The 17,786-nt window shown below is 68.0% G+C and carries 7 protein-coding genes, 2 tRNA genes and 2 pseudogenes; 3 read left to right on the top strand and 8 right to left on the bottom strand.

The annotated features are described in order from the left end of the window. Positions 1-351 precede the first annotated feature (351 nt). A pseudogene (locus G6N20_RS02985) lies at positions 352-1,782 on the top strand (IS3 family transposase). A gap of 198 nt (positions 1,783-1,980) precedes the next feature. Here G6N20_RS02985 and brnA read toward each other — a convergent pair. From brnA to G6N20_RS02965, 4 genes are all read right to left on the bottom strand, one after another. After that, positions 1,981-2,217 (bottom strand): type II toxin-antitoxin system BrnA family antitoxin, encoded by a 237-nt coding sequence (gene brnA / locus G6N20_RS02980; RefSeq protein ID WP_083051536.1) that lies wholly within the window; start codon positions 2,215-2,217, stop codon positions 1,981-1,983. Beyond that, positions 2,207-2,413 (bottom strand): BrnT family toxin, encoded by a 207-nt coding sequence (locus G6N20_RS22100; RefSeq protein ID WP_083051539.1) that lies wholly within the window; start codon positions 2,411-2,413, stop codon positions 2,207-2,209. Before G6N20_RS22100 ends, brnA begins: the two co-directional genes overlap by 11 nt. 178 nt (positions 2,414-2,591) lie before the next feature. Then, a tRNA-Ala gene (locus G6N20_RS02970) sits at positions 2,592-2,664 on the bottom strand. A gap of 610 nt (positions 2,665-3,274) precedes the next feature. Continuing rightward, positions 3,275-4,474 carry a L,D-transpeptidase gene (locus tag G6N20_RS02965; protein WP_083051542.1) on the bottom strand — a complete coding sequence of 400 codons (1,200 nt, stop codon included), beginning with the start codon at positions 4,472-4,474 and terminating at the stop codon, positions 3,275-3,277. Between the two features lie 242 nt (positions 4,475-4,716). On the opposite strand from G6N20_RS02965, the gene G6N20_RS02960 reads away from it, so the two are divergent. Next, a tRNA-Lys gene (locus G6N20_RS02960) sits at positions 4,717-4,792 on the top strand. 83 nt (positions 4,793-4,875) lie between these two features. On the opposite strand, the gene G6N20_RS02955 is transcribed toward G6N20_RS02960, so the two are convergent. After that, positions 4,876-5,103, bottom strand: a complete 228-nt coding sequence (locus G6N20_RS02955; RefSeq protein WP_083051545.1) for a DUF3618 domain-containing protein — start codon at positions 5,101-5,103, stop codon at positions 4,876-4,878. 113 nt (positions 5,104-5,216) lie between these two features. On the opposite strand from G6N20_RS02955, the gene bcp reads away from it, so the two are divergent. Next, positions 5,217-5,690, top strand: a complete 474-nt coding sequence (gene bcp / locus G6N20_RS02950) for a thioredoxin-dependent thiol peroxidase (protein ID WP_083051548.1) — start codon at positions 5,217-5,219, stop codon at positions 5,688-5,690. Here the strand turns inward: bcp and G6N20_RS02945 are convergent. The 3 genes and pseudogenes from G6N20_RS02945 to G6N20_RS02935 form a co-directional block, all read right to left on the bottom strand. Continuing rightward, positions 5,668-7,016, bottom strand: a pseudogene (locus G6N20_RS02945) (M20/M25/M40 family metallo-hydrolase); the annotation flags it as partial. The gene bcp and the pseudogene G6N20_RS02945 sit on opposite strands and share 23 nt — an antisense overlap. 763 nt (positions 7,017-7,779) lie before the next feature. Beyond that, on the bottom strand, positions 7,780-8,172 hold the full coding sequence (gene acpS / locus G6N20_RS02940; RefSeq protein ID WP_083051554.1) for a holo-ACP synthase AcpS: 393 nt from the start codon (positions 8,170-8,172) through the stop codon (positions 7,780-7,782). Positions 8,173-8,287: 115 nt separating this feature from the next. Next, positions 8,288-17,569 (bottom strand): type I polyketide synthase, encoded by a 9,282-nt coding sequence (locus tag G6N20_RS02935; RefSeq protein ID WP_083051557.1) that lies wholly within the window; start codon positions 17,567-17,569, stop codon positions 8,288-8,290. Between the last annotated feature and the right edge of the window lie 217 nt (positions 17,570-17,786).

Below are 17,786 nucleotides of genomic sequence, written 5' to 3'. Positions count from 1 at the left end.
GATGGCCGGGAACCGGCAGCCGCATGCGGACGCCGTCCTTGGTGGTGATCGCCGTCGACAGCGCCTGCGCCTGCCCGGGCATGCGGAAGATCAGCTCACAGGCGTCGAGAACCGCGTTGTATAACTCGAGATCGACCCCACGGCGATGTGCAGGCACGCGCGAGCAGATCCTGCAACTCGGGGTCGCAGTCGTATTCGTGCGGCGCCTCGGTGACAACCCAGTCGCTGGACGCCGCGGTGATTCTGCGCCAACTCGGCCGCCGCGAGGCCCTGTGTGCCAGGGTTAGGTGAGACAGCGGCAGTAGCCGATCATCGCTGCAGGGCGAGACAGGATCACTATTCCACGTGACTATGACGATCGCATCTTTGGACAGTCGCGCCGATACTGGCGTGGTGGAGGGCACGCGGGATCCGGGCGCCCGGGCACGGCGGCGCACGTTCACCGCCGAGTACAAGGCCCGCATTCTCGACGAGTACGACGCGTTACCGGCTGGCTCGGAGCGGCGCGGCGCGTTGCTGCGGCGAGAGGGCCTGTACAGCTCGCACATCGCCGAATGGCGCAAGGCCCGCGACGCCGGCGCCCGGAAAGGCCTGGCGCCCAGAGGGAAGAAACCGAAACGCACGGCCGAACAGATCGAGTTGGAGAAGCTGCGGCGGCGCAACGAGCTGCTCGAAGCCGAGCTGGAACGCACCAAGTTGGCCTTGGAGATCACGGGAAAGCGCACGCGCTCTGGAGATGCTCCGAGAGCGCGGACTCGATCCGAAGTCCAAGCCGTGATCGACGAGCACCTGCCCAATCTGGCGGCGGCGACCAGCACGAAGCGGGCGTGTGCGCTGCTCGGCGCGTCGCGGGCCACCGTGTACCGCCGCCGCAATCCCAAGCCCCGTCCAGCTGCGCCGCCGCGACCGGAACCGGCGAACAAGTTATCCGAGGCCGAACGCCAACACGTGCTGTCGGTGCTGCGCTCGCCCGAGTACTGCGACCTGGCGCCGGCGCAGGTGTGGCGCGGCTGCTCGACGACGGCATCTACTTGTGCTCGATCCGCACGATGTACCGGCTGCTGGCGATCGCCGGGGAGAACCGCGAGCGGCGCCGCCAACGCACCCACCCGGCGAAGAAGAAACCCGAGCTGATCGCCACCGCACCGAACCAAGTGTGGTCGTGGGACATCACCAAACTACAAGGGCCGCAACGTGGTATCTACTACCAGCTGTACGTGATCATCGACATCTACTCGCTATGTCGTCGGCTGGACCGTCACCGCCACCGAGACCGGCGAACTCGCCAAGGAGTTCATCGACGCCACACTGGCCACCCACGACATCGAACCCGACCAGCTGACCCTGCACGCCGACCGGGGCACCTCGATGACCTCCAAGCCGGTCGCCCAACTGCTGGTCGACCTGGGCGTGGACCGCAGCCACTCCCGCCCGCACGTGTCCAACGACAACCCCTACTCGGAGGCCAACTTCAAGACCCTCAAATACTGCCCCGCCTTCCCCGGCCGGTTCGGCTCCATCGAAGACGCCCGCGCCTTCTGTACCGTGTTCTTCGACTACTACAACCACGTGCATCGCCATTCCGGGATCGGCCTGCACACGGCCGCGTCAGTGCACTACGGCACCGCCACCGAGATCCAGGCCCAACGCGCCGCCACGCTGGACGCCGCCTACGCCGCCAACCCCGCCAGATTCCGGCACCAGCGGCCCACCCCACCGAAACTGCCTACCGTTGCCTGGATCAACCAACCAACCCCCGAAGCACTCATCAAATCCGCGTAAGAAACTGTCTCACCGGCCTTGACATGTTCCGAGGCCGAAACCGCGGTCCTGGAACGGTATCTACTTCACTTCCCCGAGGGATCGCAGCCGGATGACAAGGTGACCAAACGGCTCACGACGCCACCAGGACACGCCGAACGGACGTTGGGATAGGCCATGGTCACAGGTTCCTGTCGTCGAAATTGTCGTCAGGTCAGCTCAAGCGGCGGGGTGACTGCCTTGGTCGAGTTTCTCGGCGGTCCAGACCTTGATGAGTGACTGGCGAGTGACTCCGAGGCGGGTTGCCTCGCGGTCGAGTTCGGCGATCATCCAAGCCGGGAAGTCACCGTTCACCCGACGGTGTTCCTCGCCGGGGCGGCGCGCCCGCGCCGTATCCAAAGCGGCCGCCATGTCCTCACCGGCGTCGAACCTCCCGTCGAATTCCTTAGCCTTCATAAAGTGCCACCTCGCGCTCTCGGGACGGGCGTACCGCGATGATCCGGACGTGTTCGTCACGATAGGTCCCCGCCGCCGACCAAACCCGGCCGCCGATCTCACCGATCACCATCCACCTCGGCTCAGCTGTCGTCCGTGCCGGGACCTCGATCCGATGCGTATCCCGCCACAGTATCTGCGCCTCGGTGACGTCGATGCCGTGCTTGACAAGGTTTGCCGCGCTCTTCGCGGGATCAAACTCGAACTCAAAGCATCAGCCACCTGAACACCGCACCCCCATGCGGGACCCGATGTCAGCGTGAGAGCCGCACCACGGCGTAAAAACTGTCGCCGGACGGCTGCGAGTAGCCTGTTAGGCACCGCGTCTTCCCCGGTGGAGCTAAGGGGACTCGAACCCCTGACCCCCACACTGCCAGTGTGGTGCGCTACCAGCTGCGCCATAGCCCCGAGATGTCGTGCCCATCGAAGCTACACCACCGCCCGGAAGCGTTCAAAGTCCGCGGCGTGCCTCACCTACTTTGAGCGCGTGGCCGGTGGTGGTAGGCAATCCATCCCCTGTAACCGTAGAGACTTGATTGTAGGGATTTGATCTTGATCGGAGCCGGGCGCCGTGGCGCGGTCTGGCGGGCAGGGGCCGTTGCTCCTGCCCCCGTGCCGCTGTGCGGGAAGGGGCCGTAGCGGCTCCGGGTCAAGGGCGGGCCGTAGGCCCGTCGTGTAGCGATCGCGGTAGCGACCCTTGAGGCCGGAGGGGCGGCCCGGTAGCCTGCCGGGGCGCTCGGCGGGCAGGACAGCGGCGGCGAAGCCGCCTCCTTTTTCGTAGTCGACGGGCCTGAGCATGCCGTTCGTGGAATGGCGTGTGTGGAAGTGGTTGTTGCGCAACAATTCCCATTCCAGAGTCGAGTTGACCGGTTCCGCGGCCGCGTTGTCGAGAGCCGACCCGGTACGCCCCATCGATTGAGTGACCCAAGCGGATCGGCAAGCGATGGCGAACAGTTCGCCGGTTAACCGCTCCCCCGCAGCGCCCGGCGACGGTTGTTTGGCGTTCCCGGCAGCGCGCTCACGCGTTGGCGTTACCGGCGCGCCACTGGTCCCACGGGATGTTCCAGTCACCCAGCCCGTCTGTCCCGGGCAGCGTGCCGCCCACCGTGTTGATGACCTCGACGATGTCGCCGCGCTTGACGTGGTCGTAGAACCACTGCGCGTTGCTCGGGCTGACATTGAGGCAACCGTGGCTGGTGTTGGTGTGGCCCTGGGCGCCCACCGACCAGGGCGCCGAGTGCACGAAGACGCCGCTGTAGGAGATCTGTGTGGCCCAATCCACATCGGTGCGATATCCGTTGGGCGAGTTGACGGGTACGCCATAGGTGGACGAGTCCATGATGATGTGCTTGAACCGGGAGCCGACGATGTAGATGCCGTTGGCCGTCGGGGTGCTGTCCTTGCCCATGGACGTCGGCATGGTCTTGACGACTTCACCGTTAACGCGCACGGTCAGCATCTTGGTGTTGTCGTCGGCGGTGGCGATCACCTCGTCACCGATGGTGAAATGCGTCTGCACGTTGTCCTCGCCGAACATGCCTTCGCCAAGGTCAACGCCGTAGGTGTTCACCGCCACATCCACGGCCGTGCCGGGCTTCCAGAAATGTTCAGGGCGCCAACGGACTTCACGACTGTTCAGCCAGTAGAACGCGCCCTCCACGGGCGGGTTGGTGGTGATGACGATGGCCTTCTCGGCGGCCGCGCGGTTGGCGATGTTCTCGTCGAACCGAATCGCCACCGGCTCGCCGACACCCACCACCTCGCCATCGCCGGGCATGACGTAGGGCATCGTCAGATGCGCCGGCGAGCTGGTCTGAAAAGTCATCTGGCGGGTCGCCGCGCCACCGAGTCCGAGCGCCTTCACGTTCAGCGTGTAGCGCCTGTTGTAGCCCAGCTGCTCGGTGGTCGACCAGTGCAGACCGTCCGGGCTGAGCTGCCCGGCGACCGCCCTGCCGTTGTCGTTGACCATGGTGACCGCCGCCAGCACGCCGTCGGCAACGCCCACGGTCACCGGGGCATCCACGGTGACACCGACGGCGCCGTCGGTGACCGAGGCGGTGAGCTTCGGCACCAACAGATCGGCGAACGGCGTGCCCTTGTTGACGATGACCTTCGGCGGGGCGGGCAGCCCGCCGCCGCTGCTGCAGGCAACGGCCAACACAGCAACCGGCACCATGACCGCAGCCAGCCATGATCGACGTCTGTGCAAAGGCGTCATCAAGTGACCTTCCAGATCAAGTCGCTAGCTTTGGTCACCGCTGACCCTGGATTGTTTCCCGTATTGTAGTGCCTCGCCCGCCTCCGCCACGGAAAAGGTGGGGAGTTGGGCGCTCCCCGTGCCGCAGCTCACCCGGAGCCAGTACATTCCGCCAGGACGGCTCAAAATGTCCTAGGGTTGGGGATTTCGCGCCGCGACCGGTTGCCTGTTATTGTCGCAAACAGGGTCGTTGGCCTTGCTCAGCGCCGTTAGCTCAGTTGGTAGAGCAGCTGACTCTTAATCAGCGGGTCCGGGGTTCGAAACCCTGACGGCGCACCATTGCCCAGCCACTCCCACCTCGCGGCGGTTCCGCCACTCCGCGCCAGCATCGGTCAGCCGCGACACCGGAACAGGGCCACAGATCACCGGGTCCTGATCCGGTGGATCACGACGACGACGACCACCGAACCGATCCCGACCAGTGACACCGTCACGATGGGCTTGTTGAGGAATGCGATCACCCGGGCCTTGACGTCGTCGGCGAGACGGCGCGGGTTGGCACGCTCGGCAAGGGAATCGATGGTCGCCGCCAGTTGGTCGCGGGCTTGGTCGATCTCCTGCTTGATGGTGTCGGGATCGCGGTCCACCACGTGCTGTCCTCCAAGTCCTCCAGTCGCCCACTCGCTGGCCGATGCAGCCGCCCGAACTACCCTAGATCAGCCGGCACCGACCCCGGTGCTCCGGTGATCAGAAAGGACATGCGTTGACCGAGACCACGCGGCTGGCCCCCGGCGACAAAGCCCCCGCGTTCCGCCTGCCCGACGCCGACGGCAACGAGGTATCACTGGCCGACTACCAGGGGCGCCGCGTCGTGGTGTACTTCTACCCGGCGGCTTCGACGCCCGGATGTACCAAGCAGGCCTGCGACTTTCGGGACAACCTGCACGACCTCAACGCGGCCGGCTTCGATGTCGTGGGCATCTCTCCCGACCCGCCGGCGAAGCTGGCCAAGTTCCGCGACGCCGAGGGCCTGACGTTCCCGCTGCTGTCCGACCCCGACCGCACAGTGCTGACAGCCTGGGGCGCCTACGGCGAGAAGCAGATGTACGGCAAGACCGTTCAGGGAGTGATCCGGTCCACCTTCGTCGTCGACGAAAAGGGCAACATCGCCGTCGCCCAGTACAACGTCCGGGCGACCGGCCACGTCGCCAAACTTCGCCGCGACCTGTCGGCGTGATCAGGCCAGATTCGCCAGCAGCAGCGCCTCGGCGGCCGCGGCCCGTTCCAGCACCCCCAGATGCAGGCTCTCGTTGATGCTGTGCGCTTGGGTCGCGGGATCCTCCACCCCGGTGACCAGGATCGTGGCCGTGGGGAACGCGGCGGCGAACTCGGCGATGAACGGAATCGATCCACCCATGCCCATGTCGATCGGCTCCGCGCCCCACGCGCAGCGAAACGCCGCCCGTGCGGCGTCATAGACCGGGCCGCTTGCCTCGATGGCGTAGGGCTGACCGACCTCGCCGCGGGTGACAGTGACCTGGGCGCCCCACGGGACGTGCCGCCGCAGATGGGCTTCCAGCGCGTCCAGGTGGGCCACCGCGTCGCCGCCGGGCGCCACCCGGATACTGATCTTGGCCCGGGCCCGTGGGATCAGCGTGTTCGACGCCGCCGCAACCGATGTGGTGTCGATGCCGATCACGGTGATGGCCGGTTTGGCCCATAGCCGCTGCGGCACCGAGCCCGAGCCGATCTCCGACACCCCGTCGAGCAGGCCGGAGTCGGCGCGCACCCGTTCGGGAGGGTAATCCACGGGCGCTGCGGTACTTTCGTGCAGGCCGGGCACCGCTACGTTGCCGTCGTCGTCGTGCAAACTGGCCAGCAGCCGCACCAGCGCGCTCAAGGCGTCGGGAACAACACCGCCCCACAAACCGGAGTGCAGCCCGTGGTCGAGGGTGGCGACCTCGACCACGCAGTCGGCCATTCCGCGTAGCGACACCGTCAACGCCGGGATGTCGGTGCTCCAATTGTCCGAATCGGCGATGACGATCACGTCGGCGGCCAGCGCATCGCGATGGGCGGCAAGTATTCGGCCCAGCGACGGTGATCCGGATTCTTCTTCGCCCTCGACGAAAACCGTCACGCCCACCGGCGGCCGGCCGCCGTGTGCCCGGAATGCCGCCAGATGGGTTGCGATGCCGGCCTTGTCGTCGGCGGTGCCGCGCCCGTAGAGTCGGCCGTCGCGCTCCGTCGGCTCGAAAGGCGGCGACACCCACTGCCCGCGGTCTCCTTCGGGCTGGACGTCGTGGTGGGCGTACAGCAGCACGGTGGGTGCTCCCGGGGGCGCCGGGTAGCGCGCGATGACCGCCGGCGCACCGCCCTCGCTGACGATCCGTACGTCGTCAAAACCGGCCCGCGACAACAGCTCCGCGACGGCCCGTGCGCTGTGGTGGACCTCGCCGCGACGAGCCGGGTCGGCCCATACCGATTCGATCCGCACCAGATCCTCCAGATCACGCCGAACCGACGGCAACACCTCGCGCACCCGCTCAACGAGATCTGTCATTGGTAGTCGGGGTGCAGTGCTCGTTGAGCCTGTTTCCCCTTCCCCCTTTCAATCCGTGCGTGCGGTTGCCGCACACGGCTTTCCGATGATCTTCTTGGCATGGTTACACAGCCTCCCGGTAGCGGATTGGTGCCTCGCAGGCGATGCAGGCCATGATCGTTGAATCACTGCTCCGTCCGCTGATCGGCCTGGCCGGGGCGCAGGTTGCGTCCCCGCTTCTGGATTGGACCGAGCAGGCCCTCTCATGCCCTCGTACTCACCCACTTCGCGCCCGCGATCAAGGTCGGGCCCTTCCCTCCTGGCGTGTCTGTCACGCCGATCAGCGGTACTACGCGACCCCGTCGGACTCCCACTGCGCTCCAAGGGCTTTCCCTGTCGTCTCAGCGACCTCACGCGTTGCGGCACGGCAGGGAGGTGCGACGTGCCCGGCTTCGCGCGACAACCGCGGTTGTCGCTGGTAGGTGGGCGCGTTGTATGTCGGCAGTACCGGATACGCCTGGGGCAGATGAGGAAGGTGCAACGACTGGAGCGGCCCATCAGAGATCCGACGACGGCGCTCTGGCACGCACGGGTCGTCGGGTGTCCGCGGCCGGCCAGGAGCGCCTGGGCGCCTCGAAGTCCGTTGTGGGACGGTCGATGTCGCCGGACCGGCGACCCCCAGACTTCCCGAGCGCGCGACCGAAATGTAGGTGGCAAACGTCCGCCACACCGATTGACGAGAAGCCCTCGAGTCACGTCTGCCGGCGAGGCAAGGGCGCGCGGATCAGGGGCTTTCGAGAATGGCCACCGCGGCCGCGGTATCCCCTTCATGGGTCAGCGACACATGGATCGTCACGTCGGCCAAATAGTCGGCGATGGCGCCGGTCAGCCGGACCCGTGGTCGCCCCCACATATCGGTCACCACCTCGATGTCACGGTGAATGTCCTCCGGCAACACGGGCCGCTGAGCGAACCGCGACCCGGACCACGCCTTGATCACCGCCTCCTTGGCGGCCCAGCGGGCCGCCAAGTGTCGGGCCGCCGACGAACTCTTGTCGGAGGCGTCACGCCGCTCACCGGGGGTGAACGTCTCGGCGAACACCGTGCCCGGCTGGTCGACCTGCTCGGCGAAATCAGGGATGGAGACCAGGTCGATCCCCACTCCGACGATACCCATGGCTGGCCACGTTAACGGATGGCCCGGCCCGGCGACGATGCGGACCGAGGTGAGGTACCCCAGCCGGGCAGCGGCGAACGGGCGAGCCGGGCAATCCGATCCCCAGCAGCCGAAGTCATCCGATGTAGGCCTCGCCGTCACCGAGCCGAGCCGCCGGATTCAGCAGCATCGCGGCCTCCTGCGGCTTCTCCGGCGCGTGCTCGTCGAAACGACGGTCCCCGGGCCGCTGGTACATTGGCGGACCGCCGGCCATGGCCGACGCCAGGCGGCGCTGGCCGGCCAACAAACGTGCGTTCGCGCGCCGCTGGTAGTCCGCACGCTGGCTGGGGTCCAGCGCGGCGATGAACGCCTGCGGGTGCACCAGTGCCACCAGACCGGACACATGGCCAAACCCGAGACTGGTCAACATCGCGGCCTTGAGCGGGAACTTCCCGCCGAGCCGCAGCGTGTCGCGCACCCACACGAAGTGCGCCGAGCCGGCCAGTTCATCGTCGACGCAGTCTAGGCTGCGGTTGGGTGGGATGACACCGTCCCGCAGAATCTGACACAACCCCATCATTTGGAAGACCGCCGCGCCGCCCTTGGCGTGCCCGGTCAGGCTCTTCTGGGACACCACGAACAGCGGCGCACCCTCGGAGCGGCCCAGCGCGTCCGCGAGCCGCTCATGCAACTCGGTCTCGTTGGGATCGTTGGCCAGCGTCGATGTGTCGTGCTTGGAGATGACCGCGATATCGTCGGCACCCACGCCCAGCTTGGCCAGCGAGCGCGCCAGCACCGAGTCCCGGCCGCCGCGACCCGCGCCCAGCGCACCCAGGCCGGGCGCCGGGATCGAGGTGTGCACACCGTCGCCGAACGACTGCGCGAACGCCACCACCGCCAGTACCGGTAGCCCCATCCGCAGCGCCAGATCGCCGCGAGCCAGCAAGATCGTCCCCCCGCCCTGTGCCTCCACGAAACCCAGGCGCCGCCGGTCGTTGGGACGCGAGAACTTCGAGTCGTGAATTCCCCGGGCACGCATCATGCCGGTGTCGGCGGTGGCCGCCATGTCACCGAAGCCGATGATGCCCTCCAGCGTCAGGTCGTCCAGTCCACCGGCCACCACCAGGTGGGCCTTGCCCAGCCGGATCTTGTCGACGCCTTCCTCGACCGACACCGCGGCCGTGGCGCAGGCGGCAACCGGGTGGATCATCGCGCCGTAGCTGCCGACGTAGGACTGAACCACGTGGGCGGCAATGATGTTCGGCAGGACTTCCTGGAAAATGTCGTTCGGCTTGCTACGGCCCAACAGGTTTCCGTGGTACATCGTCTGCATCGAGGTGCCGCCGCCCATGCCGGTGCCCTGGGTGTTGGCCACCATCGTCGGGTGCACGTAGCGCATGACCTCGGCCGGGCTGAAACCGGCGGTCAGGAATGCGTCGACGGTGGCCACGATGTTCCACACCGCCAGCCGGTCGATGGAACTGGCCATGTCGGCGCTGATGCCCCACACCGTCGGGTCGAACCCGGTCGGGATCTGACCGCCGACGACACGCGACAGCTTGGTCTTGCGCGGCACCCGGATCTCGGTGCCCGCCTTGCGGGTGACTTGCCAGTCACTGGAATCGGGCAGCGGCCGGATGACGGTGTGCTCGGGGTCGAACTCGACGAACGCGCGCGCGTCGGCCTCCGACGAAACCACGAAAGAGAAGTCCTTGTCGAGGAATACCGACACCAGCAGCGGAGAGCCCTGTTTGGGGTCGACCGCGCCGTCATCAACGAACTCGCGAATGCCGACGCGCTCCACCACGGCATCGTGGTAACGCTCGACCAGCTCGGCCTCGTCGACCAGCTCACCGGATTGCGTGTCGTACCACCCTGGTTGCGGGTCGTCCTCCCAGCGCACCAGCCCGGTGGTCCAGGCCAGCTCCAGCACGCCGGCCGCCGACAGTTCGTTGTCGACCTCCATCTCGAACCGGGTGCGCGACGAACCGTACGGGCCGAGCTCGGCGCCACCGACGACCACCACCAACTCGGAGGGGTCGGCGTCGAGGTCATCCCATTCCGGCGGCGGTGCCGGGGTGCAGCCGCGCGGCGGCGACGGGAGTGCCGCAATGATGCCGGGGGTGCCTTCGGCCGACGCCTCCTCCTCGGCCTGTTGAGAAGCGGCCGCCTCGGCCGACATCTCCCGGCGGGCTTTGGCCGCCAGTTCGGCCATGTCGAGTCGGGCGTCGGCCAGACCGCCGGTCAGGTCGGCCCTGATCGGCGAGCTGGCCGCGGCCACCTTGGATTCCACGTCGCACAGGTCGAGCAGCATCGCCGCCATCTCATCGGTCGAGTAGGTGGTGACACCGGCTTCTTCGACGGCGGCGACGATGGCGTCGTTGTGACCCATCAACCCGGTGCCGCGGGTCCAGCCGATCAGCGCATGCGCCAGGCTGACCCGTTCCGCCCACGAAGACTCGGCGTGCCAGCGGCTCACCACCGCGTCCAGCGCGGACTTGGCTTCACCGTAAGCGCCGTCACCGCCGAACATTCCGCGGTTGGGCGAGCCGGGCAGCACCACGTGCAGCCGCGAGGCGATGTCGCGTTCGGCGCCGATCTTCGACAGTCCACCGATCAGCCGCTGCACGGCCCACAGCAACACCTTCATTTCCATCTCGGCGCGGGAACCGGCTTCCGACAGGTCGCCGACCACGCGCGGCGCCGCGAACGGGAACAGCAGGGTCGGGGTCTGCGCGTCCTTGATGTGAATCGACTGTGGCCCAAGGCTTTCGGTCTGCTCGTTGCCGACCCACTCGACCAGGGCGTCAATGTCGGTGTAGGCGGCCATGTTGGCCGCGACCACCCACAACACCGCGCCGTAGCGGGCGTGGTCGCGATACAGCGTGCGGTAGAACGCCAGCCGTTCGTCGTCGAGCTTGGACGTGGTCGCGATGACCGTGGCGCCGCCGTCGAGCAGGCGGGCCACCACCGACGCGGCGATCGAGCCCTTGGACGCGCCGGTCACCACCGCCACTTCGCTGCTGTAGCGACCGGGGTCGGGGTTCTCCGCGCCGGCCGCGATCCGGCCATACAGCGAGGCGTGGATCTGACGGCCCGCGGCCAGCGACTTGCCCTGCCACCAGGTCGCTTGGGTCGCGACGACATGGCCGGTGCCCTCGAATCGTTGCGAGAGCCGCGCCCAGTCGGCGTCAATGTCGCCCTCGTCGGTCAGCCACAGCTTCACCAGGTCCTCGCGGGCACTGGCCCAGCGGTCGTCGAACACGACGGCTTTCTTCGCGTCGAACACCGGCGCCACCAGACGCGGCCAGTCCGCGCCCAGTTCGGCCCCGACCAGGTCGATGAGCTCGGCGTCGGTGGCCGACGGCATGGCGCTGACCGGGTCGTCCAGCCCCAGCTGGTTCAGCACCAGGCGGGCCGCGGAGGCCAGCACGCCGTCGCGGCCGGTGATTCGGTCGGTGAATTCGCTGAGCACGGCCGCGTCGATGGTGGCACCGCCGCCACCCCCGGCCGACGGCAGCGCCACGGTAACGCCACGGCGAGCGGCTACCGAGGCCACCGCGGCGTCGACGACCTTGTCGACGGAGGCGGCGTCGGCCAAGGCACCCTCGTGCAGGTGGCCCAGGGCGCCCCCACGGACGCTGGTGCCTTCACGGGTGCCCAGCGCGACCTCGACGGTGACGTGCTTGGCCCAGCCGTCACCGAGCTCCCAGGCCTTCTTCACCCGCTCCGCGATGGCGCCGGGGCGCTTGCCCGACGGTCCGAGCACGGTGCGCAACTGGTCGTTGATGGCGTCGGAAAGCACTGGCCCGTAAGGCTTGTAGGTGCGCGCCAGCTTGGTGACCTGGGAGCGCAGCCCGGCCAGGTCGGCCTCCGCGGCGCCGTCGATGGCACCCAGGTTCAGCTCCGATCCAAGATCGACCAGCAGCTGGTTGCGTCGCGACGATGCGCCGTCGGTGATGGACTCGATGGAGTCCAGCTCCTCGATCTGGTCGATGCGCATCTTGGCCGAGATGGCGATCAGCGCCAAGGTGGCATCGGCGGCGTCGAAGGCGATGTCGTCCGGGCGGGCGGTGCCCGACGGTACGGTCGGCGCCCCCGCCGGCACCGCAGGGACCACGTCCGGCGCGGCCGACTCGGCGACCGGCTCGTCCGCCTCCGGCTCCGGCTCAGGGTCGGTGTCGGTGGCGAACAGCACGGCGGCGTCGCGCTCGGCGTTGAGCACTTCCACCGTGCTGTGCGCATATTCGGGCCGCTTGAGGGTGTTGGCGGCAAGGCCCGCGACAGTCGGTGAGGTCTTCACGCCGATCTCGACGAACCGCTCCACCCCCAGGCCACCGGCGGCCTCCTCGATGAACAGCAGATCCTGGGTCTCGATCCAGCGCACCGGGCTGGCGAACTGCCACGCCAGCAGCTCGATGAACACGGTGCGCGCCATCTCCCGTGGCCGCTCGCGAAGCCAGGTGTCGTAGTCGGCGAGGATCTCGTCGAGCGGCTCGGCGGGCACCAGGTCCCGGATTTCCTGGATGAAATCCCGGTCCAGGGTGAACAACTGCGGCACCAGGTTCGGGATGTAGCGCCCGATGATCAGATTGGGGTCCGCGTCACGCGGCAGGACCCGGTCCAGTGAGCGACGGAATTCCGCCACGCCCACCCGCAACACCCGCGAGTGGAACGGAACATCGATGCCGGGCACCAGGATGAACGAGCGCCGACCACCGGTGAGCTCGCGGCGCCGCTCCACCTCGGCCTCCAGCGCCTGCAAGCCGCGCACCGTGCCGGCGATGGCGTACTGCGAGCCGCGCAGGTTGTAGTTCACGATCTCCAGAAACTCACCGGTACTCTCGGCGATCCCGGCCACGAACGCGGGCACGTCGGCGTCGTCGAGGTCGATCTGGGACGGCCGGATCGCCGCCAACCGGTAGTTGGAGCGACCCAGCTCGTCCCGCGGCACGATGTCGTGCATCTTCGACCCGCGGTGAAACACCATCTCCAGCAAGGCTTCCAGCTCGTAGATGCCGGTCACGCAGGCCAGCGCGGTGTATTCGCCGACGGAGTGGCCACAGGCGATCGCCCCCTCGACGAAGGCCCCCCGTTCCCGCATCTCGGCCACCTGCGCGGCCGCCACCGTGGCCATCGCGACCTGGGTGAACTGCGTCAGGTACAGCACGCCGTCGGGGTGGTGGTAGTGCACACCGCTGGCGATGATGCTGGTCGGGTTGTCCCGAACCACGTGCAGCACCGAAAAACCTAAGGTCTCGCGGGTGAACTTGTCCGCGGCGTCCCACAACTTGCGCGCCGCCTTGGAGCGAGCGCGGACCTCCATGCCCATGCCTTTGTGCTGAATGCCCTGCCCGGGGAAGGCATACACCGTCTTCGGCGCGGCCAGCCGCGCGGTCGCCGACATCACCAGATCCGAGCCCACCCGCGCGCCGACCTCCAGGACCTCTGCGCCCTGGTCGATTCCGACACGCTCGACGCGGAAGTCCACCTGGTCGCCGGGACGCACCATGCCGAGGAAGCGCGCCGTCCAGCCGACCAGCCGAGCCGGTGGGCGGGCCTTGCCGTCGGTGGCGGTCACCGCGTGCTGCGCGGCGGCCGACAACCACATGCCGTGCACGATCGGCCCGCCCTCACCGTCAGGCCCCGCCAGGCCCGCAAGCAGCGCGGCAGCCCGGTCGGTGTGGATGGGGTTATGGTCGCCGGACACCACCGCGAATGGACGCATATCGACCGGCGCCGTTACCGTGACATCGCGGCGCCGCCGACGTGGGGTGTCGGTGGCGTTCTCCGATACCGCACCGCCGGCGCGCACCGGGTCGGTGAGTTCGGCGAAACCGGTGCGGCCGAGGATCGCGAATCGCTCCTCAAGGGTGGCGATTACGGCGCCGTCGGCGTCGGCAACGGTAACCGAGACCGGCACAACCCGGCCCGTGTCCGTGTCGGTCGCGTTGGAAGCCATTGCGGTAATGCACAGTTGGGTCGACGAGGTCGGCAGCTGGCCAACCACGCGGACGGCATGGTCCAGGTGCACCAGGCTCAGCAGGCCCTCCACCACCGGCACGCCAGCGTCGGTAACCGCTGATCCGATCGCCGCGAAAATCGCTGGCCAGCAACGGCCTACCAGCGCGTCGGGGACGGTGGTGAGGCCGGGCGCCAACGGCTCGCCGAAGGTGGCGGTGACCCCGGTGTGATCGGCCACCCGCTCGGGGTCCCAGTTGACCGTCACGGTGGCCGTGCCGTCGATCACCGGGGGCAGCAACTCCGGGCCGTCGACACCGGCGGCGATCGCCAGCACCGCACGCATTGCGGTAGCGGCGTCCTCGGTGGAGACCACGGGCATGCCGCCGTCGATCGTGTTCGCCGGCAGGGTGAACCGGATGTCGACCCAAGTGCCTGACACCGGGACGCTTAAAACGACATCGCCGGCCCCGGTTTCGCCGGTCTGTAGCCGCGCCCCGGTGGATGTGTGGGTGGCGGTATGGTTTTCACGTACTTGCCAGTCGCCCGGCTGGCCGATCCGATGAACCGGGTTGGTGGCGGTGCGGCCGGCCCACAGCACGTCGGGTGCGTCCAGCACGACGGCCAGCGGTCCGCGCACGTCGGGGCGGCCCAACCGGCGCGACGTGACATCCTTGGGTTGCACACCGGCGCCGAGCAGTTCGTCGATGGCGGCCTGTTCGAAGCGGTCCAGCAACTCCCCGACGGGTTCGTCCATCCGGGTGATCCCGGCCACCGACACGGTGCCCGGAATGATGCATACCTGGTCGGCGTCGTAGCGGGCATCGTGCGCCTGCCACAGCGAGTCGCTGCGCCACCAACGCCGGACGTCCTTGTCGATGACCGGCACAAAGTTGACCGGCTTGCCCAGCGTCTTGCACAGCGTCACGAAGAAGGGCACGTCCGCGGGATGCAGCTGGACGGTTTCGGCGTCCGGGTAGTGCGCTAACAGCGTGGCGATCGCCTGCCGCGGGTTGTCCAGCAGCGCCAGCCCGGTGGGACCGGAAAAAATAGTCTCGATCGGACCGAAATCCTTTGGGTGCAAACGGGCTTCGGTGCGTTTCAACATCTGCTCGAACCGGTCGCGCCAGGTGTCGGCCAGCCAGGGGCTGCCCGGTGCGGCGGTGTCGGCCGTCGAGTTGCCCTCGCCGACGGTCAGCTCGACGTACCGCCGCAGCCATTGCGCGTAGGTCATCTCCCCGACGTCGCCGAAGTACGGCTTGGCGGTGTTGGCCATCGCCGCGATGATCTCGTCGCGCCGCCGCGCGACCGCATCCGCGTCGCCAGCGACCTCGTCGAGCAACCGGCCGCAGCGGGAGGCGGTGTTGTCGATCTCGTGGATGTCGGCACCCAGCTGGCTGCGGCTGGAAGCCATGCCGCCCTGAGCTTTTCCGGCGCTGATCCACTGATCGGTGCCCTGGGTCGCCACCAACATCCGCTTGACCGAGGGCGACGTCGTGGACTCCTTGGTGGCCATCGCCGCGGTGCCGACCAGGATCCCGTCGACCGGCATCAACGGGAACCCATACGCCTGCGCCCACCGCCCGGACAGGTATTCGGCCGCCCGCTCCGGGGTGCCGATGCCGCCCCCGACGCACACGGTGATGTTGGCGCGCGAACGCAGCTCCGAGTAGGTGGCCAGCAGCAGGTCGTCGAGGTCTTCCCAGGAATGGTGGCCGCCGGCACGCCCGCCCTCGACGTGCATGATCACCGGTTTGGTGGGCACCTCGGTGGCGATGCGGATCACCGAGCGGATCTGCTCGATCGTCCCGGGCTTGAACACGACGTGGCTGATGCCGACGTCGCCCAGTTCGTCGATCAGCTCGACGGCTTCCTCGAGATCGGGGATGCCGGCGCTGATCACCACACCGTCGATCGGCGCGCCGGACTGACGGGCCTTCTGCACCAACCGCTTTCCGCCGACCTGCAGCTTCCACAGATACGGGTCCAGGAACAGCGCATTGAACTGGTAGGTACGGCCCGGTTCGAGCAGGTCCGACATCTCCTTGATGCGGTTACCGAAAATCTCCTCGGTGACCTGCCCGCCGCCGGCCAACTCGGCCCAGTGGCCGGCGTTGGCCGCCGCGGCGACGATCTTGGCGTCCACGGTGGTCGGGGTCATGCCGGCCAACAGGATGGGCGACCGGCCGGTCAACCGGGTGAATTTCGTCGAGAGCTTGACCCTGCCGTCGGGCAGGCGAACCACCGTCGGCGCATAACTCGACCAGGCCCGGGCCACCTCGGGGGTGGCCCCGACGGTGAAGAGGTTGCGCTGGCCGCCGCGGGTGGCCGCGGGCACGATGCCCACGCCCAGGCCGCGGATCACCGGCGCGGTCAGCCGCGTCAGGATGTCGCCGGGACCCAGGTCGAGGATCCAACGAGCGCCGGCCCGGTGGACGCGGGTGATCTCGTCAACCCAGTCGACTCGGTCGACCAAGATGGCGCCAGCCAACTGCCGTGCCAAAGCGACGTCCAGGCCAACCGTCTGCGCCCAGCCGCCGACGATGTCGATTCCGTCGGCCAGCCGCGGGGTGTGAAAGCCCACCTCCACCTGCACCGGCTCGAAGACCGGGGCGAACACGTCGCCACCGCGGATCTTGTTCTTGCGATCGGCTTCCTCCTTTTCGGAGATCTGGCGGCAATAAAGTTCGAAGCGCGAGAGCTCGTCCGGCGTTCCGGTGATGACGACCGCGCGCCGGCCGTTGCGGATGGACAGCACCGGTGGCAGCACGGTACGCACGTTCTGGGCGAAGTCGTCCAACAACCGCTTGATGCGCTCCGGGTCAGCGTTGGTGACCGATACCATCGGCGGACGATCGCCGAGGACGGAGATCCCGCGCCGGCGGGCCACCAGCGTTCCGGCGGCACCGATCAGCTGGGCCGTGGCAAACAGCTCCGCATCGCGCGTCCCCGCGGACTTGAGCGCCTCCACCGCCAGCACACCTTGTGAGTGCCCCGCCATGGCCACCGGCGGGGTGACCGTCAGGTCCATGCCCTGGCGGGCCAGGGCGCGGATGGCCGCGATCTGGGTGAGCAGCACGCCGGGCACCGACACCGCAGCGGAGGTCAAATGCTTGTCCGACGGAACCGGATCCTCGGCCGCCAGCGCACGCACCCACCGCAACGGCTCGAAGCCGATCGGACGCACCACGATCAGCTCTCGCGCGATCGGCTCCAGCAGCAGCTCCACCTCACCGACCAGTGTGGCCAGCTCGGATTCGATCCCGGCCCCGGAAACCAGCTCTTCGAGAGTCTCCAGCCAGGCGCTGCCTTGGCCGCCGAATGCGACAGCGTACGGCTCGCCGGCCGTCAGACGATCGACCAGAGCATGGGTGTCCCCCGCAAGCGGGTGCTGCCTCCGGTGCGGGTCCTCCCCGTCGTGGCCAGCGGACACCTGGTCGTGCTCGTGGATCGTCACGTCTGTATCTCCCTGTATGCGTCTGTCTGCGTCTGTGCGGGGCGGTTCGTTCGGCCGTTCCGGACGCGCGTCGCGGAGACCTCGTCGAGTCCGGTCGATTCCGCATCGGTTCGCAACCGAAATGGACTGACCGCTGTGTTGTCGGGTACCGGCTCGTGGGTCAAGCGGCGCCGCGGACTCGCCGGCCATATAAGAGTGTCATAAGGATCGGTCCAGT

The organism is Mycobacterium shinjukuense (assembly GCF_010730055.1).
Classification (GTDB): Bacteria; Actinomycetota; Actinomycetes; order Mycobacteriales; family Mycobacteriaceae; genus Mycobacterium; species Mycobacterium shinjukuense.
Note: the sequence above shows the minus strand (reverse complement) of the source record. Positions and strands in the feature narration are given on the sequence as shown.